The following is a 25,074-nucleotide window of genomic DNA, read 5'->3' as shown; positions in this document are numbered from 1 at the left end:
TGCCATTAACAACAAATGTCAGCGGTACGCTGCGTCGAGGGTATTAAACATGCGAGTTCTGGTGCTTGGTAGCGGTGTGATCGGAACCGCCAGTGCCTACTATCTGGCACGGCAAGGGTTTGAAGTCGTCGTGGTCGACCGCCAACCGGCAGTCGCCATGGAAACCAGCTTTGCCAATGCCGGCCAGGTCTCGCCTGGTTACGCTTCGCCCTGGGCGGCCCCGGGTGTGCCGCTCAAAGCCATCAAGTGGCTGCTGGAGCGTCACGCGCCCCTGGCCATCAAGGCCACCGCCGACATCGACCAGTACCTGTGGATGGCGCAAATGCTGCGCAACTGCACCGCCAGCCGTTATGCGGTGAACAAGGAGCGCATGGTGCGCCTGTCCGAGTACAGCCGTGACTGCCTCGACGAGTTGCGTGCCGAAACCGGCATTGCCTACGAAGGCCGTACCCTCGGTACCACGCAACTGTTCCGCACCCAGGCGCAACTGGACAACGCCGCCAAGGACATTGCCGTCCTCGAGCAGTCCGGCGTGCCGTACGAAGTGCTCGACCGCGAAGGCATCGCCCGCGTCGAACCGGCCCTGGCCAACGTCACCGACATTCTTGCCGGTGCCCTGCGCCTGCCCAACGACCAGACCGGCGACTGCCAGCTGTTCACCACCCGCCTGGCGGAAATGGCGATCAAGCTCGGTGTCGAATTCCGCTTTGGCCAGGACATTCAGCGCCTGGACTACGCCGGAGACCGCATCAACGGCGTGTGGATCGATGGCAAGCTGGAAACCGCCGACCGCTACGTGCTGGCCCTGGGCAGCTACTCGCCGCAGCTGCTCAAACCGCTGGGCATCAAGGCCCCGGTCTACCCGCTCAAGGGCTATTCGCTGACGGTACCGATCACCGACCCGGCGATGGCGCCGACTTCGACCATTCTCGACGAAACCTACAAGGTCGCGATCACCCGTTTCGACAACCGCATCCGCGTTGGCGGCATGGCCGAAATCGCCGGTTTTGACCTGTCGCTGAACCCGCGTCGACGCGAAACCCTGGAGATGATCGTCAACGACCTTTATCCTCATGGCGGCGACCTGAGCCAAGCCAGTTTCTGGACCGGCCTGCGCCCGACCACCCCGGACGGTACGCCGATTGTCGGAGCCACGCCGTTCCGCAACCTGTTCCTCAACACCGGTCACGGTACGTTGGGCTGGACCATGGCCTGCGGTTCCGGTCGCCTGTTGGCCGACCTGATTGCGCGCAAGAAGCCGCAAATCAGTGCCGAAGGCCTCGATATCTCTCGCTACGGAAAACACCAGGAGCCTGCCAAGCATGTCAGTCCAGCGCCAGCTCACCAATGAGCGCATGAGCCAGATCGTTACCCACAACGGCACCGTGTACCTCGCGGGCCAGGTGGGTGACGACATGAACGCCGGGATCGAGCAGCAGACCCGCGAGACCCTGGCCAACATCGAGCGCCTGCTGGACCTGGCCGGCACCGACAAGAGCCGCCTGCTCTCGGTGACCATCTACCTCAAGGACATCGACGCGCACTTTCAGGGCATGAACGCGGTGTGGGACAAGTGGCTGCCAAAAGGCGTCGCCCCGGCCCGTGCCACCGTCGAAGCCAAGCTGTGCGAACCGGAAATCCTCATCGAGCTGTCGGTGGTCGCCGCCCTGCCGTAACACCCGATCCCTCGCCCGGTGCCGCAGGCGGCCGACCAGTTGCCTTTTGAGCACCGGGTTTTTTACTTCTAACCAGACTGCCCAGAAGGCTGCCGTCATGCGTCCTGCCCGTGCCCTGATCGATCTTCAAGCCCTGCGTCACAACTATCAACTTGCCCGCGAACTGACCGGAGCCAAAGCCCTGGCCGTGATCAAGGCCGATGCCTATGGTCACGGTGCCGTGCGTTGCGCCCTGGCCCTGGAGCAGCAGGCCGATGGTTTTGCCGTGGCCTGTATCGAAGAGGCGCTGGAGTTGCGTGCAGCCGGGATCAAGCCGCCGATCTTGCTGCTTGAAGGCTTTTTCGAAGCCAGCGAACTGCAACTGATCGTCCAGCACGACCTGTGGTGCGTGGTGCATTCGCTGTGGCAGCTGGAAGCCATCGAGCAGGCGCACCTGAGCAAGCCGATCACTGTCTGGCTCAAGCTCGACTCGGGCATGCACCGCGTTGGCCTGCATGCCAAGGACTATCAGGCCGCGTACCAGCGCCTGCTGGCCAGCGGCAAGGTTGCGCGCATCGTGCTGATGAGCCACTTCGCCCGTGCCGACGAACTCGACAGCGATGCCAGCAACGAACAGCTGGCGGTGTTCCAGGCTGCGCGCCAGGGCCTGAGCGCCGAGATCAGCCTGCGCAACTCGCCGGCCGTGCTCGGTTGGCCGAACATGCCCAGCGACTGGGTGCGCCCGGGCCTGATGCTGTACGGTGCCACGCCGTTCGACGTACCCCAGGCAGAAGCTGCGCGCCTGCAGCCGGTGATGACCGTGCAATCGCGAGTGATCAGCGTCCGTGAGCTACCGGCCGGTGAGCCTGTAGGTTATGGCGCCAAGTTTGTCAGCCCGCGGCCGACCCGGGTTGGTGTGGTAGCCATGGGTTACGCCGACGGCTATCCGCGCCAGGCGCCAAACGGCACACCAGTGCTGGTGGCCGGCAAGCGCACCCAACTGATCGGTCGGGTGTCGATGGACATGCTCTGCATTGACCTGACCGACGTGCCGGAAGCGGGCCTCGGCAGTCCGGTGGAGCTGTGGGGCAAAAACGTGCTGGCCAGCGAAGTGGCCATGCATGCCGGCAACATTCCCTACCAGATTTTCTGCAACCTCAAGCGCGTACCGCTGGACTACAGCGGCGATTAAAGCGCCAAAGCGGACAGGCTGCGGGTCGAAGTGTTGTAAATACTGAACGCTGTTGCGATGATAACGTTCAATTTCGACCCCACTCGTTCGTTTAGGAGGGCTCCAGCATTGGACGTCGGTGAACGACTGCAAGCCATTCGCAAGCTCAAGGGCCTGTCACAGCGTGAACTCGCCAAACGTGCGGGCGTCACCAACAGCACCATCTCGATGATCGAGAAGAACAGCGTCAGCCCCTCCATCAGCTCGCTGCGCAAGGTGCTGAGCGGTATTCCGATGTCGATGGTCGAGTTCTTTTCCGAAGAGCTGCAACCGGAAAACCCTACCCAGATCGTCTATAAAGCCCACGAGCTGATCGACATTTCGGACGGTGCGGTGACCATGAAACTGGTCGGCAAGGCGCACCCGAGTCGGGCCATTGCCTTTCTCAACGAGGTCTACCCGCCGGGTGCCGATACCGGCGAAGAAATGCTCACCCATGATGGCGAAGAGACCGGCATCCTCCTCGAAGGCCGCCTTGAACTGGTGGTGGGCCTGGAAACTTTCATCCTCGAAGCGGGCGACAGCTACTATTTTGAAAGTACCAAGCCGCACCGTTTCCGCAATCCTTACGATGAGCCGGCCCGGCTTATCAGCGCGGCGACTCCGGCCAACTTCTAGCGGGTACTGCGCGGCGGATTGTCGCGGCTAAGACCCTTTGGACACTAGGGTTGTTTCGGTGAGGCAGGGTTCCCGTTATACTTGCGCCGCCTGCGAAACCGTGGCCGCAGGCGTGACTAGCCACCATGAGGGTGTACGCGTGAATCTAATCAAGAAAATGCTGGCCGTACCAGCTGCCGTATTGGCCCTTTGGGCAGTCAGCGCACAAGCTGCGACCAGCGACGACATCGCCAAGCGACTGGAACCGGTCGGCCAGGTGTGTGTACAGGGTCAGGAATGCAAGGGTATGGAAGTCGCAGCGGCTGCTGGCGGCGGCGGTGCCAAGACCCCGGATGAAATCATCGCCAAGCACTGCAACGCTTGCCACGGCAGTGGCCTGCTTGGCGCGCCGAAAATCGGCGACACCGCTGCCTGGAAAGCGCGCTCCGACCACCAGGGCGGTCTGGACGGCATCCTTGCCAAGGCCATTACCGGTATCAACGCCATGCCGCCGAAAGGCACCTGCGCCGATTGCTCGGATGACGACCTCAAGGGCGCCATCAAGAAGATGTCCGGCCTGTAAGCCCAGCGCTTGCCCAACAAAGCCCGCCACGTGCGGGCTTTGTGCTTTTTAGCGCTGGTCAGCGCAGCAATCTGGCGGCATGCTCGCTCCAACGTGGTCAAGGAATGCCGCAGGAGGCCGAGATGGCGCACCGCTGTTCGATCGACGATGCCGTAGACCAGGTGCTGGCGCGCCTGCCCGCGCACATTCACATGGGCCTGCCGCTGGGGCTGGGCAAGCCCAACCGCTTCGTCAATGCCCTGTATGCGCGCGTTCGCCAGTTGCCCGAGCGGCAACTGACTATCTACACCGCCTTGAGCCTGGGCCGCCCGGACCTGGGCGACGGCTTGCAGCGGCGCTTCCTTGAACCCTTCATCGAGCGGGTGTTCGCCGACTACCTCGAACTGGACTACCTGCACGACCTGCGCCGCGACCAGTTGCCGGCAAACATCCGTGTCGAGCAGTTCTTCCTGCAGCCGGGCAGCTTGCTGCACAGCGCCATGGCCCAGCAGGACTACGTCAGCAGCAACTACAGCCATGCCGCCCGCGATATCAACGCCAAGGGCTTGAACCTGGTGGCGCAACTGGTTGCCGAAGACCCGGCGCATCCCGGGCAATTGAGCTTGAGCTGCAACCCGGACATCACCCTTGACCTGCTGCCGATGATCGCCCGCCGCCGGGCAGCCGGTGAGACCATCCTGTTGCTCGGCCAGGTGCATGCGCAACTGCCGTACATGCCGGGCGCTTCGGAGCTGCCCAGGGACGATTTCGACCTGCTGATCGACAGCCCGGAATGCACCCGGTTGTTTTCCACGCCGAACATGCCGGTCACCACTCAAGACCATTTCATCGGCCTGCATGCCAGCACGTTGGTGCGCGATGGCGGCACCCTGCAGATCGGCATCGGTGCCATGGGTGATGCGCTGACCGCCGGGCTGCTGGCGCGTCAGGCGGACAGTGAGGCTTACCAGGCGTTGCTGGCTGAGCTTGACCTGACGCCTTGGCAAACCCTGGTCGAGCGTGAAGGTGGCATCCAGCCCTTCGCCCGCGGCCTGTATGGCTGTAGCGAAATGTTCGTCAACGGCTTGCTGGCACTGGTCGAAGCCGGGATCATCCGCCGTCCGGTCTACCCTGACGAGGCGCGCCAGCAGGCGGCCAACAACGGCGAGCTGGATGACCAGGGGGTACTGGTGCATGGCGGCTTCTTTCTTGGCCCTCAGGCGTTTTACCAGCGCTTGCGGGAAATGCCGCTAAGCCTGCGCAAACGCTTTGCCATGAGCGCCATCAGCTACATCAACGAGCTGTATGGCCAGGAGTCGCTCAAGCGTCTGCAGCGCCGGGATGCACGCTTTATCAACACGGTGTTCACCATGACCTTGATGGGCGCCGGGGTGGCCGATCAGTTGGAAGATGGCCGGGTACTCAGCGGGGTGGGCGGGCAGTACAACTTTGTCGCCCAGGGCCATGCACTCGAAGGCGCGCGCTCGATCCTGCTGCTGCGCAGCTGGCGCGAGGCGGGCGGCGAGGTTAGCTCCAACCTGGTCTGGGAGTACGGTCACTGCACCATCCCCCGGCACCTGCGCGATATCGTCGTTACCGAGTACGGTATTGCCGATCTGCGTGGGCAGACTGATGCCGAGGTGATTGCCCGGTTGCTGGCGATCACGGACTCACGCTTCCAGCCCGAGCTGATCGAGCGAGCCCAGCAGGCCGGCAAGTTGCCGAAGGATTTCCACCTTGATCAGCGCTTCACCGAGAACACCCCGCAGCGTTTGCAGGCACTGCGCGAAAGGCACCCACGGTTGTTCCCCGAGTATCCGCTGGGCAGTGACTTCACCGCTGAAGAGCGTGATTTATTGCGTGCGCTGAACTGGCTCAAGAGCAAGTTCAAGCTGAGCGAGGTGCTGGAGCTGGGCAAGGCGGCGCTGGATGCACCGGCACCCGAGGCGTTTCCTGCGCAGTTGGCACGGATGGGGTTGGCGCAGCCGCAGGGGCTGAAGGAGGACTTGTATCAGCGCTTGTTGCTGGCGGGGTTGCAGGCAACAGCGTTCCGTTGAGGACGCTATCGCTGGCAAGCCAGCTCCCACAAGGTCCGCGGTATGCAGTACCTGTGGGAGCTGGCTTGCCAGCGATGAGGCCAGCGCAAATTACTCGATGAAAGTAACCACGCCACCTTCCAGCGACTTCACCCGAGCCAGCGATTCAACGCGGTAGCCCTGGCTGTCCAGTTCGGCGCGGCCGCCCTGGAACGACTTCTCGATGACGATACCCAAGCCGGCAACGGTGGCACCGGCTTGCTTGATGATCGAGATCAGCGCCTGGGAGGCTTTGCCGTTGGCCAGGAAGTCGTCGATCACCAGCACGCGGTCGCTGCTGTTGAGGTGGCGCGGGGAGATCGCCACGGTGTTTTCAGTCTGCTTGGTGAAGGAATACACCGAAGCCACCAGCAGGTTTTCGGTCAGGGTCAGCGACTGGTGCTTGCGCGCGAAAATCACCGGAACGCCCAGCTTCAGGCCGGTCATCACCGCCGGGGCAATGCCCGAGGCTTCGATGGTGACGATCTTGGTGATACCCGAATCGGCGAACAGACGGGCGAACTCGTCGCCAATCAGTTGCATCAGCGCAGGGTCGATCTGATGGTTGAGAAACGCATCGACTTTGAGAACCTGATCGGAAAGCACGATGCCTTCTTCGCGAATCTTCTGGTGCAGTGCTTCCACTGTGGTATTTCCTCGATGTAGCAAGAGTGGCCACGGCAATACGCCGCAGCAAAGGTTGATTATCTAACGTTTGAGCATGGCACGGATATCGGCCAGTGCATTGTTGCCGCGAGCGGCCTTCACTTCGGTCGGCGCGTCGTCCAGGCCCTCCCAGGCCAGGTCGTCGTCGGGCAGCTCGTCCAGGAAGCGGCTCGGCGAACAATCGATGATCTCACCGTATTGCTTGCGCTTGGCGGCAAAGGTGAAGGCCAGGGTCTGACGGGCGCGGGTAATCCCGACGTAGGCCAGGCGCCGTTCTTCTTCAATGGTGTCGGCTTCGATACTGGAACGGTGGGGGAGGATTTCCTCCTCCATGCCCATGATGAACACGTAGGGGAATTCCAGGCCCTTGGAGGCGTGCAGGGTCATCATCTGCACACCTTCGGCGCCGTCTTCCTCTTCCTGCTGGCGCTCGAGCATGTCGCGCAGTACCAGCTTGCCGATGGCTTCTTCGATGGTCATGCCACCGTCTTCGTCTTTCTCGAGGGTGTTTTTCAACGCCTCGATCAGGAACCAGACGTTGCTCATGCGAAAATCCGCAGCCTTGTCGCTGGAGCTGTTGGTGCGAATCCAGTTCTCGTAGTCGATGTCCATGATCATGCTGCGCAGGGCAGCGATCGGGTCTTCCAGCGCGACCTGCTCGCGGACCTTGTCCATCCAGCGCTTGAAGCGCTGCAAGCGGTCGGTGTAGCGGCTGTCCAGGTGCTCGCCGAGGCCCAGCTCCTCGCTGGCGGCGTACATCGAGACCTTGCGTTCGGTGGCGTAGTTGCCGAGCTTTTCCAGGGTGGTCGAGCCGATTTCCCGGCGCGGTACGTTGATCACCCGCAGGTAGGCGTTGTCGTCGTCCGGGTTTACCAGCAAGCGGAAGTAGGCCATCAGGTCTTTGACTTCCTGGCGTCCGAAGAAGCTATTGCCGCCTGACAGACGATACGGCACCTGGTGGTGCTGCAGCTTCAGCTCGATCAGCTTGGCCTGGTAGTTGCCCCGGTAAAGAATGGCGAAGTCGCTGTAGGGCCGGTCGGTGCGCAGGTGCAGGCTGAGGATCTCCATGGCCACCCGTTCGGCCTCGGCTTCCTCGTTTTTGCAGCGAATCACGCGGATTTCGTCGCCATGGCCCATCTCGCTCCACAGCTGCTTTTCGAAGGCGTGCGGATTGTTCGAGATCAATACGTTGGCGCAGCGCAGGATACGGCTGGTGGAGCGGTAGTTCTGCTCGAGCATCACCACCTTCAGCGAAGGGTAGTCGTCCTTGAGCAACATCAGGTTCTCGGGCCGCGCGCCGCGCCAGGCGTAGATCGACTGGTCGTCGTCGCCGACCACGGTGAACTGGTTGCGCGTACCGATCAGCATTTTCACCAGCAGGTACTGGCTGGCGTTGGTGTCCTGGTATTCGTCGACCAGCAGGTAACGCACCTTGTTCTGCCACTTCTCCAGGACGTCGGGGTTGTCCTGGAACAGCTTGACCGGCAGCAGGATCAGGTCGTCGAAGTCCACCGCGTTGAACGCCCGCAAGGTGCGCTGGTAATGCGCATAGACCACTGCGGCGGTCTGCTCCTTGGGGTTGCGGGCCTTTTCCAGGGCCTCGGGTGGCAGGATCAGGTCGTTTTTCCAGGCGCCGATCATGTTCTTGATCTCGTCGACGCCGTCGTCGCCCGAGTATTCCTTCTGCATGATGTCGGTCATCAGGGCTTTGACGTCGGTCTCGTCGAAGATCGAGAAGCCCGGTTTGAAGCCCAGCCGTTCATGCTCCTTGCGGATGATGTTCAGGCCCAGGTTGTGGAAGGTCGATACGGTCAGGCCGCGGCCTTCGCCCTTGCGCAGCAGGGTGCCGACCCGCTCTTTCATCTCCCGCGCGGCCTTGTTGGTGAAGGTCATGGCCACGATGTACTGGGCGCGGATGCCGCAGTTCTGGATCAGGTGCGCGATCTTGCGGGTGATCACGCTGGTTTTGCCGGAGCCAGCACCGGCGAGCACCAAAAGAGGGCCGCCGACGTAGTTCACGGCTTCTTGTTGCCGAGGGTTGAGTCGGGACATGACGAAAACCGGGGACGCTAGAAAAATAGCCGGGCATTTTAGCAGGGGTAGAAAGTTTCTGCCGCGACCGTCTGACAGTGTGACGTACCACGCGATCTAAATTTGCCGCATTTGATACTTTCCCGCAGGATGCGTGGCGAAACCTGCGGGATGTCGGCAATGGAATGGCATGACTTTAAGTGAAAATCATTTTCATTAATGGTTTAGGATACGCATTCTCGCTGCCCATCGTCATTTGACTGTGTCTACGTCCTAAGGAGCCAGCTTGTCTACGCCCGTCGAACCCTTGCGTTTGCTCCTGCTGGCCGATGAGCCGGAATGGGCCACTGTCTTGCGCGAGTGTCTGCTGCCGATGGCGGGCCAGGCGGTACTGCTGACCGCTCCGAACTGGGAGGCGGTCGACAGCCTGTTTGCCAATGACCGCAATGCGCTGGTCCTGGCGACTCCGCCACTGCAACCGGCGCCCGGGCGCTGCATATTGCCAATGGTTCTGCTGCTCGAGCACGAGCCGCAGGTGCCGCCGCCGGGGGTCAGTGACTGGCTGATCCGTGACCAACTGACCAGCAATATCCTGCGCCGCAGCCTGCGCCACGTCCGCGAACGCGGCGTGCTGGAAGCGACCCTGCAGCGCCTGGCCGAACAGGACCCGCTGACCGGCATCGCCAACCGCCAGGGCTTCCAGACCCTGCTGGCGGCGCGCCTGGCCGACAATGACGGGCGCGGCGTTGCCCTCGGTCACCTGGACCTCGACAACTTTCGCCATGCCAACGATGCCCTCGGCCACCAGGCCGGCGACCGGCTGATCCTGCAAGTGGTGGGTCGGCTGAAAAGCCAGCTGGAAGCCGGTGACCAGGTCGCACGCCTGGGCAGCGACGAGTTCGCCCTGTTGATCGATACCCGCCGCGAGCCACAACGCGCCGAGTGGATGGCCGAGCGCATTACCGAAGCCCTGGCCGAACCCTACTGGATCGATGGCGAAAGCCTGCTGCTCGGCTGCAGCCTGGGTGTCGCCCACGCCCGCGCCCAGGGCGGCGCCGACCCGCTGATGTGGCATGCGCACATTGCCATGCAGCAGGCCAAGAGTACCCAGGGCTGTACCTTTCACGTCTTTAACGAACGCATCAACCGCAACGCCCGCAGCCTTGCCGACCTGGAAAGCGAACTGCGCCGGGCGCTGCGTCGCGACGAGCTGGAGCTGCACTACCAGCCGCGGCTGAACCTGGCCGACGGGCGCATCGTCGGCCTCGAAGCCCTGGTGCGCTGGCGCCATGCTGAGCGCGGGCTGCTGCCGCCCAGCGAGTTCGTGCCGCTGGCCGAGCAGAGCGGGTTGATCGTGCCCCTGGGCTACTGGGTGATTTCCCGCGCCCTGCGCGACATGCAGGCGCTGCGCGAGCGAGGCCTGGCGCCGCTGCACATGGCGGTGAACCTGTCGTTTCGCCAGTTTCAGGACAGCCAGTTGTTGGCGACCCTGAGCCGGCTGATCATCGAGCATGGTGTCGATGCCCGCTGGCTGGAGTTCGAGCTGACCGAAACCGCGGTGATGCGCCGCAATGACCTGGTCAAGCAGACCATGGATGCCCTCGGGCGCCTGGGTGTGCGCTTTTCCCTGGATGACTTCGGTACCGGCTTTTCGTCGTTCGTGCACCTCAACAGCCTGCCGATCACCTTGCTCAAGGTCGATCGCAGCTTTGTCGGCGGCATGGAGCAGCGCGAAGAGAACCGCAAGCTGGTGCACGCGATGATCAACCTGGCGCACAACCTCAATCTGGAGGTGGTCGCTGAAGGTGTGGAAACCCCTGAGCAAATGGGCCTGTTGCGCAGCTTTGATTGCGACCAGGTGCAGGGGTTTCTGATCAGCCGGCCGTTACCGATCGATGAGTTGATGGCGTATTTGCTGCACGGGCCGGCGCAGCAGTCGGTAGCTCTCTAGAGGCTGGGGCTGCTGTGCAGCCCATCGCTGGCAAGGCCAGCTCCCACAGGGGCCTCAAACCACCGAAGCAGTCGCCTTGTTCACCCCACCCGAACTGCCCAGCAAGCGCTTCACCCGCCATTCGAAGGCCAGGGTCAGGCTCACCGCTGCACACGCCAGGCCCAGCGCCAGCCCCCACCACACGCCCACCGCACCCAGGCCAAGGGTGAACGCCAGCAGCCAGGCGGCCGGCGCACCAATCACCCAGTAGCAGAACAGCCCGACCAGGAAGGTGGTCTTGGCGTCCTTGAGCCCGCGGATCGAACCCATGGCAATGGTTTGCACGCCATCGAACAGCTCGAACCAGGCGGCGACCATCAGCAGGCTTACGGCCAACTGGATGATCGCGGCAAAGGCCGGGTCATCGTGGTCGAGGAACAGCCCCACCAGCGGATCCGGCAGCAGCCAGAAGAGGATGGCGAACATCAGCATCATCGCCGCGCCAAAACCGATCCCGACGCGGCCGGCATGGCGAGCACCGAGAAGGTTATCGGCACCGTAATAGAGCCCTACACGCATGGTCACGGCGTACGACAAGCCTGCCGGGATCATGAATGCGGTAGAGACGATCTGCAGGGCGACCTGGTGTGCGGCCAGTTCGGTGCTGCCGAGTACGCCCATGCACAGCGCGGCGAAGGCGAACAGGCCCACTTCTACGGTGTAGGTGCCGCCAATCGGCAAGCCCAGGCGCCACAACTCGCGCAAGGCCGGCCACGAAGGGCGGCTCAGGCCCTGGCTAATCGGGTAGGGCGCATAGGCCGGGTGCCAGCGGATGTACAGGGCCATGGCCACGGCCATGCAGTTGGCAACGATGGCGGTCACCAGGCCGATGCCCACCAGGCCCAGTTTCGGCAGGCCGAACATGCCCTCGATCAACGCGTAGTTGAGCAGGAAGTTGGCCACTGTGCCGATCAGGCTGATCACCATTACCGGCGTCGAGCGGCCAATGGCGCTGGTAAAACCGCGCAAGGCCATGAAGCTCAGGTAGCCGGGCAGGGCGAAAGGCAGCAACAGCAGGAACTGCGCGGCAGCCTCGACATTGTTCGGGCTCTGGCCCAGCAGTAGCAGCACTGGCTCCAGGTTCCATAGCGCCAGCGCTGTCACCAGGGCCATGACCCAGGCCAGCCACAACCCGGCCTGGGTCAGGCGGGTGGCGCCGACGATATCACCGGCACCCTTGCGAATCGCCACCAGGGTACCGACCGCGGCGATCACGCCCAGGCAAAAGATCGACACGAACGAATAGCTCGCCGCACCCAGGCCGCCGCCGGCCAGTGCCTGCGGGCTGATGCGGGCCATCATCAGGGTGTCGGTGAGTACCATCAGCATGTGCGCCAACTGCGAGGCGATCAGCGGCCCGGCCAGGCGCAGCAAAGCCTTGAGTTCATGGGTAGGCGCAGCCTGCATGGAGTCGTCCTTTTCTTACGCGATAGATTCAAAGCGTGAAAGTCTGAGCCTTTGTACGGTTATCCACAAAAGGATAATAGCGATGGTTGGCATGATTAAAACTCATGGGAGTATGATCCTGACGATTGCTTGTGGATAACCCGGAGCCCGCCGTCATGTCTCGTCGTTTACCGCCTCTATACGCACTGCGGGCTTTCGAAGCGGCGGCCCGGCACAGTTCGTTTACCCGCGCCGCAGATGAGTTATCGATAACCCAGAGTGCGGTCAGCCGCCATATCCGCACGCTTGAGGAGCACTTTGCCTGTCGTTTGTTCGTGCGCAATGGCCGCAGCCTGCAGCTCAGCGAAGCGGCGCGCTTGCTGTTGCCAGGGGTGCGCGAAGGCTTTGCGGCGCTGGAGCGTGCCTGTAGCACCCTGCGCAGCGAAGACGATATTTTGCGCATGAAAGCGCCCTCGACCCTGACCATGCGCTGGCTGCTGGCGCGCCTCAGCCGCTTTCGTCACTTGCAGCCGGGCAACGAAGTGCAACTGACCAGTGCCTGGATGGATGTCGATCATGTCGATTTCAATCACGAGCCTTTCGACTGCGCGGTGTTGCTCAGTGATGGGCACTTTGCGCCGGACTGGGAGGTCAAGCGGCTGTTTTCCGAGCTGCTAATCCCGGTCGGGGCACCGGAACTGCTCAAGGAAGGGCCCTGGGACGAGCGGCGCCTGGCGGGCATCGAGTTGCTTCACCCGACCCCCGACAAGCGCGACTGGCGCAGTTGGCTGGCGCGCATGGACCTCACCGACAAGGTCTCGCTCAAGGGTGGCCAGGTGTTCGACACCTTGGAGCTGGGCATGATCGCCGCCGCCCGGGGCTATGGCGTGTCCATGGGCGACTTGCTGATGGTCGCCGAGGACGTCGCTCAGGGCCGGCTCAGCCTGCCCTGGCCGACGGCGGTTGCCAGCGGGCTGGACTACTACCTGGTCTGGCCGAAAACCCGTCCGGGTGGCGAGCGCTTGCGGCGCTTGAGCGACTTTCTGCAAGGCGAGGCCGATGCCATGGATTTGCCAAAAGTGGAAATTCTGCCGGCAACAGCTGCGATCACCTCGGTATAAAGGGGCTTAAAGCGCAGGAAGCCCCAACGCCTGCGCACACGCCTGCAACGACCGCCGCTGGCTTTCGGCATACAACGCCAACTCATCCTGCACCGGCTTGCCCAGCGCCTGCTCGAAGGCATCGCGGTTGGCATTGCTGCCGTACTCGCTCTGCGCATCATCGCCCAGGTTGGACTGGAAAATCCCAGCCGCACTGACCGGCAGAAAATCCTCGTACACCAGGGCTTCAAAGTGGATATGCCCGGCGTCGATCAAATCTTGCAATGAACTTGGCCGCTGAGTATCCCCGTGCGCCGCCAGGCCACGCTCGGTGGGGAAGTAGCGGAAGTACGCCAGGTCCTGTTCACGCATCTGTGCCAGGTCATCCGGGAAGGCCTTGAAGCTGTCGCTGAGCAAACCCATGTAGTGCGCGGCATTGGCCTCGGCGGGCACGCCACCCAGCGCCGCGCGGGCGCTATCGAGCAGTTGGTCGTACAGCTGGCGACCCTTCGGCGTCAGCGCGGCGCCCCGTTGCTCGATCTCGCCAAAGCGCGCGGTATGGCTGCCGCTGCCTTCACCGTGCTGATCGGTGAAGGCGACCTTTTCCTGCAGCGCCTTGAAACTGGTCTGACGCAGAAGGATCGGGCAGCGACGCGGTGGCGGGCCTTCGATCACGGCTTTGGGCGGAATACCTTTGGCCGGCATGCCCAGCTGGATGGCATCGATGTCCAGGGTGCGCGGGGTCAGGTGGTTGATGTGTGGGCCTTTGAAGGCCACCACATCGGCAATCAGGCGGTGCTGGTCATGCAGTTGCTGGTACTGCTCGGCGGTCACGGTGGCGTCCCGGTGCCAACGGAAGGTGTGCAGGGCTTCGTTGACAAAAACATGGGCATCGTCGGCATTCAAGCCGCCATCACGCTCGAACTGCTCGATCAGCTGTAGGGCGCGCGGGGTGAAGATCTGCCGCCGGGCGAGAATCTCGCCAGACAGTTCACGCAGCGCCGGGTTGTCGATCAGCTCCAGACGCAGCAGCGAGGTGAAGACCCGGAACGGGCTGATGTGCAGCGATTGCTCGTGCACCGCGCGAAAGGCAGTGGAATGCACCGGCACGCCGGCCGAGCTGAGGTCGTAGTAACCCACTGGCTGCATGCCCATCACCGCGAACAGGCGGCCGATGGTTGCCAGCTCTTCAGCCGTGCCGACGCGAATGGCGCCGTGGCGTTCCTGGTCGAGGCGTTCAATCTCGCCGGTCCAGCGCAGGGCCTGGGCAACCTCGGGCTGCTCGGCCATCACTTGCTGATTGATTTCGCTCACCAGCGACAGCAGCGTGCCGTACAGCGGCACCTCTTGCTTGTACATGAGCGACATGGCGGCCGAGAACTGCGCGCGAATGCTGTCCGGGCTGACGAAATCTTGAGCGGGCATCGAAAGCTTCCTGGTAAGTGGGCACCCTTACATGAAAGCGAGGAATGCAGTGCCTGCACAAGCGAAAAAAAGTCGATCTGTCATTCCAAAAATTATCAATCTTGCCCGGCCAGCTCTCCGCGAATCCAGTCAACCAAGGCGCGCACCTTTGGCACCTCTGCCGCATGCTCGGAAAACGCCAGAAAATGCGCACCATTGCTGCGCATGCTGTGCTGCCAGGGTACTACCAGTTTGCCTTCGGCCAGTTCCTGGGCCACCAGGTAACGCGGTACCAGGGCCACGCCGCAGCCGGACTGGGCAGCGCTGAGGCTCATATAGAAGGTGTCGAAGCGCGGCCCGTGATAGCTATGGGCCGAGTGCAGGCCTTGCTCCAGGAACCACTCATGCCAGGCCTCCGGGCGCGAGGTACTTTGCAGCAGCACCAGTTCGGCCAGTTCGCTGGCGTCCTTGAGGGTGCGCCCCTGCAACAGCTCTGGCGCACACACCGGCAGCACTTCCTCACCAAACAGCTCGATGCAGGTTGCGCCTGGCCAGGTGCCCTGGCCAAAGAAGAACACTACGTCGGCGGTCGCCTGCAACAGGGCGAAGGGTTCCATTTCGTTGCGGATGTCGAGGTGGATGTTCGGGTGCTGCTTGCCGAAGCCCTTGAGGTGCGGAATCAGCCAGCGCACGCCAAAGCTCGGCTGAGTGGCTACCTTGAGTACTTCGGTCTGTTCGCCATAGGACATGATGTAGCGGCTGGACATATCGACCTGGGTGAGAATCTTGTTGACCTCGGCCAGGTACAGCGCGCCTGCTGGTGTCAGTTGCAGGCGCCGGCGGATCCGCAGAAACAAATGATGGCGGAGCATCTCTTCAAGCTGAGCCACCTGCTTGCTCACTGCGCTCTGAGTCAGGTGCAGCTCTTCGGCGGCGCGGGTGAAGCTCAGGTGCCGGGCGGCAGCTTCGAAACACTGCAGGGCGGCCATCGATGGCACCAGACGTTTGGACATAGCGGTCTCTAAGCCAGTAGATCATTACCTGGCGGAATGATATGCAGAATAAAGGTCGTTTGTTGCGCCAGAGTGATCGGATTAATACTGATCCCTATCACTTTTTCAACCACTCATCGCATGCAGGAGAAGAAAATGGTTGATGGACTGCTTGACCGCCTCGGTGTCCCGGCTGCTGCCTACACCCACGGTAACCATCCCGTTCACACCCCTATCGATGGCAGCGCGATTGCCTCGGTGCACCTGGAAAGCAAAGTCCAGGTGACCGCCAAGATCGATCAGGCCGAAAAAGCCTTCCAGGCCTGGCGCAACGTCCCGGCCCCGCGCCGCGGTGAGTTGATCCGCCTGTTTGGCGAAGTGCTGCGTAAGTACAAGGCCGAGCTCGGTGAACTGGTGTCGATCGAAGCCGGCAAGATCACCCAGGAAGGCCTGGGCGAAGTGCAGGAAATGATCGATATCTGCGACTTCGCCGTCGGCCTGTCGCGACAGCTTTACGGCCTGACCATCGCCTCCGAGCGCCCGGGCCACCACATGCGTGAGACCTGGCACCCGCTGGGTGTGGTCGGGGTGATCAGCGCTTTCAACTTCCCGGTCGCGGTCTGGGCCTGGAACACCACCCTGGCGCTGGTGTGCGGCAACGCCGTGGTGTGGAAACCGTCGGAGAAAACCCCACTGACCGCGCTGGCCTGTCAGGCGCTGTTCGAAAAAGCCCTGAAGGCGTTCGGCGAGGCGCCAGAAGGCCTGAGCCAACTGGTCATCGGTGATCGCGACGCCGGCGAAGCGCTGGTCGACGACCCGCGCGTGCCGCTGGTCAGCGCCACTGGCAGCACCCGCATGGGCCGCGAGGTCGGCCCGCGGGTGGCCGCGCGTTTCGGCCGCAGCATCCTTGAGCTGGGCGGCAACAACGCGATGATTCTTGCGCCGAGTGCCGACCTCGACCTGGCCGTGCGCGGCATCCTCTTCAGCGCCGTCGGTACCGCCGGCCAACGCTGCACCACCTTGCGCCGGCTGATCGTCCATCGCTCGATCAAGGACGAAGTGGTTGCCCGGGTCAAAGCCGCCTATGCCAAGGTTCGTATCGGCGACCCGCGTAAAGACAACCTGGTCGGTCCGCTGATCGACAAGGCTTCGTTTGAAGGCATGCAGGACGCCCTGGCCCGTGCCCGTGATGAAGGCGGCCAGGTGTTCGGCGGTGAGCGTCAGCTTCAGGAGCAATACCCGAATGCCTATTACGTGGCGCCGGCGATCGTCGAGATGCCAGGCCAGAGCGCGGTGGTGCGTCATGAAACCTTCGCACCGATCCTCTACGTGTTGGCCTACGACGAATTCGACGAAGCCCTGCGCCTGAACAACGAAGTGCCGCAAGGTCTGTCGTCATGCATCTTCACCACCGACCTGCGCGAAGCCGAGCGCTTCCAGAGCGCGGCGGGCAGTGACTGCGGGATTGCCAACGTCAACATCGGCACCAGCGGTGCGGAGATTGGCGGGGCGTTTGGTGGCGAGAAGGAAACCGGCGGTGGCCGAGAGTCGGGTTCGGATTCGTGGAAGGCCTACATGCGTCGGCAGACCAATACCGTGAACTATTCCCGCGAGCTGCCGTTGGCGCAGGGGATTGTGTTCGACTGACGACTGCGTCGGCCCCATCGCCGGCAAGGCCGGCTCCCACAAGGACCGCTGCTCCCTGTGGGAGCTGGCTTGCCAGCGATAAGGGCACCACCGCACAAGAATAAAAGAGGAAGCCGGCCATGCCAGAACTGCGTCAACAATGCCTCTGGGAACACGTCACCCAGCCCGCCGCGCCATCCCGGGTGCTGAACGTCGAGCTCAAGGCCGATGTGTGCATCATCGGCGGCGGTATCACTGGCCTGTCGGCAGCCATCCACCTGCTCGAACAGGGCAAGACGGTGATCCTGCTCGAAGCCTGGAAAATCGGCCACGGTGGTTCCGGGCGCAACGTCGGCCTGGTCAACGCCGGCACCTGGATTCGCCCGGACGACGTTGAAGCGACCCTTGGCCAGAAGCAAGGCAGCCGCCTGAACAAGATATTGGGCGAGGCGCCGAGCGAAGTGTTCGCCACCATCGAACGTCTGGGTATCGACTGCCAGGCCCACAACACCGGCACCCTGCACATGGCCCACAACGCCACCGGCGTTGCCGATCTCGAAGCCCGTCACCAGCAATGGAGCCGGCGTGGCGCCGATGTCGAGCTGCTGACCGGGGCCAAGTGCGAAGAATATTGCGGTACCGACAAGATTTCCGCCGCGCTGCTTGATCGCCGCGCCGGCACCATCAACCCCATGGGTTATACACAGGGCCTGGCCGCTGCGGTCGAGCGTCTGGGTGGGCAGATCTTCCAGCAGTCCGCCGTGCAAGGTCTTGAGCGTGAAGGCAGCAGCTGGCGGGTGAAGACCGCCAAAGGTTCGGTCAGCGCCGACAAGGTAGTGATCTCCACCGGCGCCTACACCGAAGGCGACTGGACCAACCTGCAACGCCAGTTCTTCCGCGGCTACTACTACCAGGTCGCGTCGGTGCCGCTGCAAGGCGCCGCTGCCGACAACGTGCTCAAGCACGGCCAGGGTTCGTGGGATACGCGCACGGTGCTCAGCAGCATCCGTCGCGATGATCAAGGGCGGCTGTTGCTCGGCAGCCTTGGGCGGGTCGACAACAAACCGGCCTGGTTCATCCGCAGCTGGGCCGACCGCATCCAGAACCACTACTTCCCGCAACTGGGCAAGGTCGAGTGGGAAATGCACTGGACCGGCTGCATCGACTTCACCCCGGACCATCTGATGCGCCTGTTCGAGCCTGCGCCGGGTATCGTCGCCGTCACCGGCTATAACGGCCGTGGCAACACCACCGGCACGGTGATCGGCAAAGCCTTTGCCCAGTACCTGCTCTGTGACAACCCGGATGCCTTGCCGATCCCGTTCTCGGCAATGAAACCAGTGTCGGCACCAGCGCTGCGTACCGGCTTCTACGAAACCGGCTTCTCGCTGTATCACGCCGGGCAATGCTTGCGCGTGGTGCTCTGACGGCTACTTGTGCAGCCAGCTGAGAAAACCGCCTTTCTTGATGGCGGCAGGCTTTTGCTCCAGCAGTGACTGGCGGGTTTGCTGGCGGATGCGTTGCAACTTGATCAGTGCGGTCTTGACCTCGGTGCGTTGCTCCAGGCAGCTGCGCACTTCGTCCTTGTCGATGCGGTAGAGAATGCAGCTGGTCAGGGTGCGGAACTCGGCAGTGGAATCTTCCGCTTCCAGCAGGCCTTCCACTCCCAAAACCTCGCCCGGGCCCATGCGCCCGGCTTCGAGCTGCTTGTCGCCATCACGAATGCCGACAGACACCACCCCGGTGCCAATCACCAGCAGGTAATCCGAGCTGTCGCCGACGCCGAGGATCACCTGGTCGGCCAGGTATTCCACGGCGGTCATGCGCTGGCTGAGGTTGTCTTTTTCCTCGTTACTGAGCGAACGGAAGATTCGCACGTCTTCGAGCAGGGCGCGCTGGCGGTTCCACACCTGGCCTTGCTGGGTGTCGCTGTTCCACACCACGCCGGCGGCTTCCAGGTGGCGGTGGGCGAGGTCGAACATATGGTTGCGCACCTCGGTCTTCTGGCTCATGGAGCCGACAAAACCGCTGGCCTCGTACTCCACCGACTCCAGGCTTGAACTCTTGATCGTGGCTTTCGGTGCCGGGCTGGTCAGTAAAGTACGTGTGCCCTGCAGGGTTTTCTCCAGCGCATCGAGCACCCGTCGCGGGCGCACCTTGGCCGGCACCACGACGCTGATGGAGACGCCGTGTACATCGCTGGGCTGGCTGAAATTGAGCAGCTTGGCCTTGGCCGCCACCGAGTTGGGAATCACCGCCATGCTGCCGTTGCCGGTCAACAGGCGGGTGGCGCGCCAGTCGATCTCGATGACCTTGCCTTCGGTGCCGTCAATGCTAATCGAGTCGCCGATCTGGTAGGGGCGGGTGGTGTTCAGCACAATGCCGGAGAACACATCGCTCAGCGTGCTCTGTAGCGCCAGGCCGATGACGATCGCCATCACCCCCGAGGTTGCCAGCAGGCCCTTGACCGGCAGCTGCAGCACGTAGGCCGCTGCGGCGACAATGGCCACCAGGAAAATCACCGCCCCCAGCACATCCTGCAGCAAGCGCCCGGTGTGACCGCTACGGGCCACCAGCACCAAGCCAATCACCACCGTCGCGGTGCGCGCCGCAAACAGCCACCAGGCAATTCCCAGCACCGTAGCGAGCAGATTGCGCGGCACATCCTCGACCCAGGGCGCAGGTTGCAGCGGGCTGACCCCGGCGCTGATCAGCACCCAGGTGAACAGTGAAAACGCCAGCAAGCGCGCACCGATGCGCCAGGGCCGGCGATTGGCGGGTATCAGTTGCCAGAGCGTGAGGTCGAACACGATCAGGGTAATGCCGAGCAACAGCGGGTAACTCTGGACGAATGCGAACATACCGGTCTCGGTGCGGTGGGCTGTTGCCAAGTTAAGAGCAGAATGCGGGCAATTACTACTGGTTGCTGGGGCGATAGTGCAGCGCTTCAGCCAGATGCTCGCGGCCAATGCTTTCCACCTGTTCCAGGTCAGCCAAAGTGCGCGCCACCTTGAGCAGACGGTGGGCGGCGCGCAGCGACAGGGTCAGGCGTTCGCAGGCGCTTTCCAGCCAGGTCTGGTCGGCTGTGGATAACCCGCAGTACTGGCGCAGGCCGGGCAGGTCGAGGAAGGCGTTGGCGCAGCCCTGGCGTTGTTGCTGGATGTCGCGGGCGGCGGCGACTTGCGCGGCAATGGTGGCGCTGCTTTCGCCGTGGCGGCTGTTGGGGGAGAGTGCCGTGGCTTCGCGGGCGACGGTCAGGTGCAGGTCGATGCGGTCGAGCAAGGGGCCGGAGAGTTTGTTGCGGTAGCGCTGGATCTGTTCGCTGCTGCAGCGGCAACGGCCAGTGGGGTCGCCAAGATATCCACAGGGGCAGGGGTTCATGGCGGCGACCAGCTGGAAGCGCGCCGGAAAGCGGATCTTGTCCTTGGCCCGGGCGATGACGATTTCGCCGGATTCCAGGGGTTCGCGCAGCACCTCCAGCACCCGCCGTTCGAACTCCGGTAGCTCATCGAGAAACAACACACCGTGATGGGCCAGGGTGATTTCCCCGGGCTGCGGTCGGCTGCCACCGCTGACCAGCGCAGCACCTGAGGCCGAATGGTGCGGGTGACGAAACGGCCGCTGCGGCCAACTGCTCAGCGGCACGTGGCTGGCCACCGACTGGATCGCCGCCACCTCCAGCGCTTCACGTTCATCCAGTGGCGGCAGCAGGCCGGGCAGGCGGCTGGCGAGCAGGGTCTTGCCGGTGCCGGGTGGGCCGCTGAACAGCAGGTTGTGCGCGCCTGCGGCGGCCACCAGTAGCGCGCGCTTGGCGGCTTGCTGGCCTTGCACTTCGTTGAGGTCGGGGTAGGGGCGGATCTGCAGCAACAAGCCGTTGGCAGCGTAGGGGTTGAGCGGGGTCTGGCCGTTGAAGTGGGCGACCAGTTCCAACAGATGGCTGACTGCGAACACCACCAGCCCCGATGCCAGGCAGGCTTCCTCGGCATTTTCCTGCGGTACCACCAGGGCTCGGCCGGCTTCCCGTGCGGCCAATGCGGCGGGTAATACGCCTTGAACCGAGCGGATCGCTCCGGACAGCGCCAGTTCACCCAGGCACTCCACTTCGCCAAGCGCTGCAATCGGGAATTGGCCGTTGGCGGCGAGAATCCCCAGGGCAATTGCAAGGTCGAAGCGTCCGCCATCCTTGGGCAAGTCGGCTGGCGCGAGGTTGAGAGTAATGCGCCGGGCGGGGAATTCCAGGCCGGAATTGAGGATCGCGCTGCGCACCCGATCCTTGCTTTCCTTCACGGTCGCTTCCGGCAGGCCAACCAGGGTCAGCGCCGGCAAACCATTGGCCAGATGCGCTTCAACACTGACTGCCGGGGCCGAAACACCGACCTGGGCACGGCTGTGGACAAGGGCGAGGGACATGAACGCTCCATGATCTAGACGAGGCCGCGTCCTGCGGCTCTGCAAGCGTAGTGGGGTGGAGCGGATCGGGGCGGGGAAGAGTGAGTCAGGTTTTTACCGGCGTGTTTTTGCGAGCGCTTTGCGCTCGATCGCTGGCAAGGCCAGCTCCCACAGGTCCGGCGTACACAGCCCCCTTGTGGGAGCGGCGGTGCGACGACTCGACTTGACCCGCGATGAGGCCAGCTCAGCCAGCCACGCCATGAGCTCAGGCGCGCACGTAAACCCAGGCCGTCAGGCCAGAGGCCAGGGTCACGGCGACCCGCTTGTAGTCGGCCACTTCATAGGCATCCGCCGCCGCAAGTTCCGCCTCGCTGATCTGCAAGACCATGCCGGCCACGCTGTCCTCGGCATTGCTGCTGGGGGTGACGATCGGGTGGTGGGTCTTGCCGCTGGTGGCCAGGACTTGCGGGTCGGTGATTTCCACCCAGGCCTGGCTGTAACCGAGCATCTGATCAGCCTGGCCGACCAGTTCGCGGCCGAAGTTGGCCAGTTGCACAGCTTTGTCCTGCAGGGTGCCGTAGGAGAACAACAGCACCGGGTACTCGGCAGATGGTGTCATCGCAGGCTCACTCCGCAGCAGGCGGGTTCAGGCGTGCTTCCATTTCCGCGACCTTGGCTTCGAGCGCTTCAAGGCGGGCGCGGGTGCGGGCCAGGACGACCATCTGGCTGTCGAATTCTTCCCGGCTGACCAGTTCCAGTTTGCTGAAGCCGCTTTGCAGCAGGGCTTTGAACTGGCTTTCGATTTCGCCGCGAGGCTGCGAGGTATCACCGCTGAACAGGCGCGAGGCCTGGTCGCTCAGGGCATCAAGAAAGGCTTTGGGCGCGAGCATGTTCGGCTGTCCACAGTATGCAATGGGGCGCCAGTGTAACACGCAGTATTCGCGCCCCAATGCTGCACGCTTTTCGCGCATGGCGGCGAAACGCCGCGCACCGTTGTTGTGCATCAAAACGGTGCTGGCGACTGGCCAAGTCGGGCCGGGTAACGTAAGCCCCTGTAATTCCGGGCTTTAACCAATCTGGCAAGCTTTCTGCTAAGACCTTCATGACCCATGCACTGATGCAGTCACCATGACGACGCGTTACAAAGCCAGGCACTGCGCTTAGACTTGAGTCGGGTTTGTTTTCCTGGGGCAAGTCCACCAATTCGGGAGAGAGTTTCATGAAGCTAGTCACTGCCATCATCAAGCCGTTCAAGTTGGACGACGTGCGCGAGTCGTTGTCCGAAATCGGCGTGCAGGGCATCACTGTCACTGAAGTCAAAGGTTTCGGCCGGCAGAAAGGTCACACCGAGCTGTATCGCGGCGCTGAATATGTGGTCGATTTCCTGCCCAAGGTGAAGATCGACGTTGCTATCGACGACAAGGATCTGGACCGGGTCATCGAGGCGATCACCAAGGCGGCCAACACCGGCAAGATCGGTGACGGCAAGATTTTCGTGGTCAATCTGGAGCAGGCGATTCGCATCCGTACCGGCGAAACCGATACCGACGCGATCTAACAAAAAAGCCTCACCAAACCCCAACGCCCCAGGAGATAACAATATGACTCTGCGTCAGTTCGCAGGGCTAGGAGCCCTTTTGTCCCTCGTAATGCCCGGCCTGGCCATGGCAGAGGAGGCAGCCCCCGTGCTCAACTCCGGCGACACCGCCTGGATGTTGACCGCCACAGCCCTGGTGCTGTTCATGACCATCCCTGGTCTGGCCCTGTTCTACGGCGGTATGGTGCGTTCCAAGAACGTGCTGTCGGTGATGATGCAGTGCTTTGCGATCACCGGCCTGATCAGCGTTCTGTGGGTGGTTTACGGCTATAGCCTGGCGTTCGATACCACGGGTATGGAGCAAGGCGTAGTCAACTTCAATTCCTTCGTTGGTGGTCTGTCCAAGGCGTTCCTTGCCGGCGTGACTCCGGCGAGCCTGACCTCTTCGGCGGCGCTGTTCCCTGAAGCGGTATTCATCACCTTCCAGATGACCTTCGCGATCATCACCCCGGCGCTGATCGTCGGAGCCTTTGCCGAGCGCATGAAGTTCTCGGCGATGCTGATCTTCATGGCCATCTGGTTCACCCTGGTCTATGCGCCGATCGCCCACATGGTCTGGAGCGGTAACGGCGGCCTGATGTGGGACTGGGGCGTGCTCGACTTTGCCGGCGGCACCGTGGTGCACATCAACGCCGGTATCGCCGGCCTGGTGGCCTGCCTGGTGCTGGGCAAGCGCAAGGGCTTCCCGACCACGCCGATGGCCCCGCACAACCTCGGTTACACGCTGATGGGCGCAGCCATGCTGTGGATCGGCTGGTTCGGCTTCAACGCAGGCTCCGCCGCCGCCGCCAACGGCACCGCCGGCATGGCCATGCTGGTCACCCAGATCGCTACCGCGGCAGCGGCACTGGGCTGGATGTTCGCCGAGTGGCTGACCCACGGTAAGCCCAGCGCACTGGGTATCGCCTCGGGCGTGGTAGCCGGTCTCGTGGCCATCACCCCGGCTGCCGGCACCGTCGGGCCGATGGGCGCCCTGGTGATCGGCCTGGTGGCGGGCGTGATCTGCTACTTCTGCGCCACCAGCCTCAAGCGCAAGCTCGGCTATGACGACTCGCTGGACGCCTTCGGCGTGCACGGCATCGGCGGTATCGTCGGTGCAATCCTCACCGGCGTGTTCGCAGCCCCGGCACTGGGCGGCTTCGGCACCGTCGAAGACATCGGCGCGCAAGTCTGGATTCAGGCCAAGGGCGTCGGCTTTACCGTGATCTACACCGCGATCGTCACGTACGTGATTCTCAAGGTGCTGGATCTGGTCATGGGCCTGCGGGTCAACGAAGAAGAAGAGTCGGTCGGTCTCGACCTGGCGCAACACAACGAGCGCGGCTACAACCTGTAACGTCCTCGAAAAAATCTTGCCCGGCTTGCCGGGCATTTTTTTGCCCGGATTTTGCCCGTTCGTTCAAGCGCAAACGGTTTCTTGCCGAGCTTTGATGGCTGCATGTGGCGTGGGTAGAAAACTTACAGCGTTCAGTGAAATTTAGGCACTTTGCTTTTTCTCTGAGCACGCTAGAATGCGCGCCGAAGGGTGCTGACGAGCTGTCCGCAAACTTCCATACCCTTTGCTAGGCTTGCCAATAAGCGAGTCGATCACGCCAGGGTATGTCGGCGCATTAACGCCGCCCGCTCTTTATTTGTACAGGCCTCGCCCGTGACGTGGGGTTTGCCCGGTTCTCGCCATTCGTTGTGGCGCAACCACGGCCTGCGGCCAGTCCGCGGACCTTGAATTTTTTCTGGCAGCTGTCGATTTTCGACGTTGCTGGTCTATAACTAATC

Annotated in this window: 21 protein-coding genes; 12 read left to right on the top strand and 9 right to left on the bottom strand. The window is 62.8% G+C overall.

The window, feature by feature from the left end:
* The first annotated feature begins 49 nt into the window (after nucleotides 1-49).
* From dadA to KHO53_RS09855, 6 genes are all read left to right on the top strand, one after another.
* Nucleotides 50-1,351, top strand: coding sequence for a D-amino acid dehydrogenase (gene dadA / locus KHO53_RS09880; protein WP_010225845.1), 1,302 nt, complete (start codon nucleotides 50-52; stop codon nucleotides 1,349-1,351).
* Nucleotides 1,323-1,676, top strand: a complete 354-nt coding sequence (locus KHO53_RS09875; RefSeq protein ID WP_010225843.1) for a RidA family protein — start codon at nucleotides 1,323-1,325, stop codon at nucleotides 1,674-1,676. The genes dadA and KHO53_RS09875 overlap by 29 nt, the downstream gene beginning before the upstream one ends.
* A 97-nt stretch (nucleotides 1,677-1,773) precedes the next feature.
* Nucleotides 1,774-2,847, top strand: coding sequence for an alanine racemase (gene alr / locus KHO53_RS09870; protein WP_213570260.1), 1,074 nt, complete (start codon nucleotides 1,774-1,776; stop codon nucleotides 2,845-2,847).
* A 108-nt stretch (nucleotides 2,848-2,955) separates the two neighbouring features.
* Nucleotides 2,956-3,504, top strand: coding sequence for a cupin domain-containing protein (locus tag KHO53_RS09865; RefSeq protein ID WP_010225839.1), 549 nt, complete (start codon nucleotides 2,956-2,958; stop codon nucleotides 3,502-3,504).
* Between the two features lie 139 nt (nucleotides 3,505-3,643).
* Nucleotides 3,644-4,066, top strand: a complete 423-nt coding sequence (locus KHO53_RS09860; RefSeq protein ID WP_349628488.1) for a c-type cytochrome — start codon at nucleotides 3,644-3,646, stop codon at nucleotides 4,064-4,066.
* A gap of 122 nt (nucleotides 4,067-4,188) precedes the next feature.
* Complete coding sequence (locus KHO53_RS09855; protein ID WP_010225836.1) at nucleotides 4,189-6,102, top strand: acetyl-CoA hydrolase/transferase C-terminal domain-containing protein; 1,914 nt, start codon at nucleotides 4,189-4,191, stop codon at nucleotides 6,100-6,102.
* A gap of 90 nt (nucleotides 6,103-6,192) precedes the next feature.
* Here the strand turns inward: KHO53_RS09855 and KHO53_RS09850 are convergent, their stop codons facing one another.
* Nucleotides 6,193-6,765 (bottom strand): xanthine phosphoribosyltransferase, encoded by a 573-nt coding sequence (locus KHO53_RS09850; protein WP_010225834.1) that lies wholly within the window; start codon nucleotides 6,763-6,765, stop codon nucleotides 6,193-6,195.
* Nucleotides 6,766-6,828: 63 nt separating this feature from the next.
* Entirely contained in the window at nucleotides 6,829-8,838 is a 2,010-nt protein-coding gene (rep, locus tag KHO53_RS09845) for a DNA helicase Rep (protein ID WP_010225832.1), read from the bottom strand.
* Between the two features lie 265 nt (nucleotides 8,839-9,103).
* On the opposite strand from rep, the gene KHO53_RS09840 reads away from it, so the two are divergent.
* Nucleotides 9,104-10,768, top strand: a complete 1,665-nt coding sequence (locus KHO53_RS09840) for a putative bifunctional diguanylate cyclase/phosphodiesterase (protein ID WP_010225830.1) — start codon at nucleotides 9,104-9,106, stop codon at nucleotides 10,766-10,768.
* A gap of 54 nt (nucleotides 10,769-10,822) precedes the next feature.
* Here KHO53_RS09840 and KHO53_RS09835 read toward each other — a convergent pair whose 3' ends face one another.
* Nucleotides 10,823-12,214 (bottom strand): NorM family multidrug efflux MATE transporter, encoded by a 1,392-nt coding sequence (locus KHO53_RS09835; protein ID WP_213570259.1) that lies wholly within the window; start codon nucleotides 12,212-12,214, stop codon nucleotides 10,823-10,825.
* Between the two features lie 155 nt (nucleotides 12,215-12,369).
* Between KHO53_RS09835 and KHO53_RS09830 the strand changes: the two genes are divergently transcribed.
* Nucleotides 12,370-13,314 (top strand): LysR substrate-binding domain-containing protein, encoded by a 945-nt coding sequence (locus tag KHO53_RS09830; protein ID WP_026001469.1) that lies wholly within the window; start codon nucleotides 12,370-12,372, stop codon nucleotides 13,312-13,314.
* A gap of 6 nt (nucleotides 13,315-13,320) precedes the next feature.
* Here KHO53_RS09830 and hglS read toward each other — a convergent pair whose 3' ends face one another.
* Entirely contained in the window at nucleotides 13,321-14,718 is a 1,398-nt protein-coding gene (gene hglS / locus KHO53_RS09825; protein ID WP_213570258.1) for a 2-oxoadipate dioxygenase/decarboxylase HglS, read from the bottom strand.
* 95 nt (nucleotides 14,719-14,813) lie between these two features.
* Nucleotides 14,814-15,710: a LysR family transcriptional regulator gene (locus KHO53_RS09820; RefSeq protein WP_213570257.1), complete on the bottom strand. Its 897-nt coding sequence runs from the start codon at nucleotides 15,708-15,710 to the stop codon at nucleotides 14,814-14,816.
* Nucleotides 15,711-15,845: 135 nt separating this feature from the next.
* Here KHO53_RS09820 and amaB point away from each other — a divergent pair, with 135 nt between their 5' ends.
* A complete protein-coding gene (gene amaB / locus KHO53_RS09815; RefSeq protein WP_213570256.1) occupies nucleotides 15,846-17,336 on the top strand; it encodes an L-piperidine-6-carboxylate dehydrogenase in 1,491 nt (496 codons plus the stop codon).
* 119 nt (nucleotides 17,337-17,455) lie between these two features.
* Nucleotides 17,456-18,742 (top strand): L-pipecolate oxidase, encoded by a 1,287-nt coding sequence (gene amaA, locus KHO53_RS09810; protein ID WP_036994855.1) that lies wholly within the window; start codon nucleotides 17,456-17,458, stop codon nucleotides 18,740-18,742.
* A 3-nt stretch (nucleotides 18,743-18,745) separates the two neighbouring features.
* On the opposite strand, the gene KHO53_RS09805 is transcribed toward amaA, so the two are convergent.
* From KHO53_RS09805 to KHO53_RS09790, 4 genes are all read right to left on the bottom strand, one after another.
* Nucleotides 18,746-20,176, bottom strand: coding sequence for a mechanosensitive ion channel family protein (locus KHO53_RS09805; RefSeq protein ID WP_036994857.1), 1,431 nt, complete (start codon nucleotides 20,174-20,176; stop codon nucleotides 18,746-18,748).
* A 55-nt stretch (nucleotides 20,177-20,231) separates the two neighbouring features.
* A complete protein-coding gene (locus KHO53_RS09800; RefSeq protein ID WP_213570255.1) occupies nucleotides 20,232-21,725 on the bottom strand; it encodes a YifB family Mg chelatase-like AAA ATPase in 1,494 nt (497 codons plus the stop codon).
* Nucleotides 21,726-21,969: 244 nt separating this feature from the next.
* The gene (locus KHO53_RS09795; RefSeq protein ID WP_010221116.1) at nucleotides 21,970-22,323 is read right to left on the bottom strand and encodes a gamma-glutamylcyclotransferase family protein; all 354 of its coding nucleotides are present in this window, start codon (nucleotides 22,321-22,323) and stop codon (nucleotides 21,970-21,972) included.
* A 7-nt stretch (nucleotides 22,324-22,330) separates the two neighbouring features.
* Nucleotides 22,331-22,594 (bottom strand): accessory factor UbiK family protein, encoded by a 264-nt coding sequence (locus tag KHO53_RS09790; RefSeq protein WP_213570254.1) that lies wholly within the window; start codon nucleotides 22,592-22,594, stop codon nucleotides 22,331-22,333.
* Nucleotides 22,595-22,923: 329 nt separating this feature from the next.
* Between KHO53_RS09790 and glnK the strand changes: the two genes are divergently transcribed.
* Together glnK and KHO53_RS09780 are read left to right on the top strand one after the other, a co-directional pair.
* On the top strand, nucleotides 22,924-23,262 hold the full coding sequence (gene glnK / locus KHO53_RS09785) for a P-II family nitrogen regulator (RefSeq protein WP_002555808.1): 339 nt from the start codon (nucleotides 22,924-22,926) through the stop codon (nucleotides 23,260-23,262).
* A gap of 43 nt (nucleotides 23,263-23,305) precedes the next feature.
* The gene (locus KHO53_RS09780; protein ID WP_036994872.1) at nucleotides 23,306-24,637 is read left to right on the top strand and encodes an ammonium transporter; all 1,332 of its coding nucleotides are present in this window, start codon (nucleotides 23,306-23,308) and stop codon (nucleotides 24,635-24,637) included.
* The last annotated feature ends 437 nt before the right edge of the window (nucleotides 24,638-25,074 follow it).

This window comes from Pseudomonas sp. RC2C2 (genome assembly GCF_018390435.1).
In the GTDB taxonomy this organism is placed as follows: Bacteria; Pseudomonadota; Gammaproteobacteria; order Pseudomonadales; family Pseudomonadaceae; genus Aquipseudomonas; species Aquipseudomonas donghuensis.
This window is presented reverse-complemented; position numbering and strand designations above follow the sequence as displayed.

Coding starts and splice junctions, on each gene's coding strand:
- dadA (WP_010225845.1), top strand. CDS start 50: ATGCGAGTTCTGGTGCTTGGTAGCGGTGTGATCGGAACCGCCAGTGCC.
- KHO53_RS09875 (WP_010225843.1), top strand. CDS start 1,323: ATGTCAGTCCAGCGCCAGCTCACCAATGAGCGCATGAGCCAGATCGTT.
- alr (WP_213570260.1), top strand. CDS start 1,774: ATGCGTCCTGCCCGTGCCCTGATCGATCTTCAAGCCCTGCGTCACAAC.
- KHO53_RS09855 (WP_010225836.1), top strand. CDS start 4,189: ATGGCGCACCGCTGTTCGATCGACGATGCCGTAGACCAGGTGCTGGCG.
- rep (WP_010225832.1), bottom strand. CDS start 8,838: ATGTCCCGACTCAACCCTCGGCAACAAGAAGCCGTGAACTACGTCGGC.
- KHO53_RS09835 (WP_213570259.1), bottom strand. CDS start 12,214: ATGCAGGCTGCGCCTACCCATGAACTCAAGGCTTTGCTGCGCCTGGCC.
- KHO53_RS09830 (WP_026001469.1), top strand. CDS start 12,370: ATGTCTCGTCGTTTACCGCCTCTATACGCACTGCGGGCTTTCGAAGCG.
- hglS (WP_213570258.1), bottom strand. CDS start 14,718: ATGCCCGCTCAAGATTTCGTCAGCCCGGACAGCATTCGCGCGCAGTTC.
- KHO53_RS09820 (WP_213570257.1), bottom strand. CDS start 15,710: ATGTCCAAACGTCTGGTGCCATCGATGGCCGCCCTGCAGTGTTTCGAA.
- amaB (WP_213570256.1), top strand. CDS start 15,846: ATGGTTGATGGACTGCTTGACCGCCTCGGTGTCCCGGCTGCTGCCTAC.
- amaA (WP_036994855.1), top strand. CDS start 17,456: ATGCCAGAACTGCGTCAACAATGCCTCTGGGAACACGTCACCCAGCCC.
- KHO53_RS09805 (WP_036994857.1), bottom strand. CDS start 20,176: ATGTTCGCATTCGTCCAGAGTTACCCGCTGTTGCTCGGCATTACCCTG.
- KHO53_RS09800 (WP_213570255.1), bottom strand. CDS start 21,725: ATGTCCCTCGCCCTTGTCCACAGCCGTGCCCAGGTCGGTGTTTCGGCC.
- KHO53_RS09795 (WP_010221116.1), bottom strand. CDS start 22,323: ATGACACCATCTGCCGAGTACCCGGTGCTGTTGTTCTCCTACGGCACC.
- KHO53_RS09790 (WP_213570254.1), bottom strand. CDS start 22,594: ATGCTCGCGCCCAAAGCCTTTCTTGATGCCCTGAGCGACCAGGCCTCG.
- glnK (WP_002555808.1), top strand. CDS start 22,924: ATGAAGCTAGTCACTGCCATCATCAAGCCGTTCAAGTTGGACGACGTG.
- KHO53_RS09780 (WP_036994872.1), top strand. CDS start 23,306: ATGACTCTGCGTCAGTTCGCAGGGCTAGGAGCCCTTTTGTCCCTCGTA.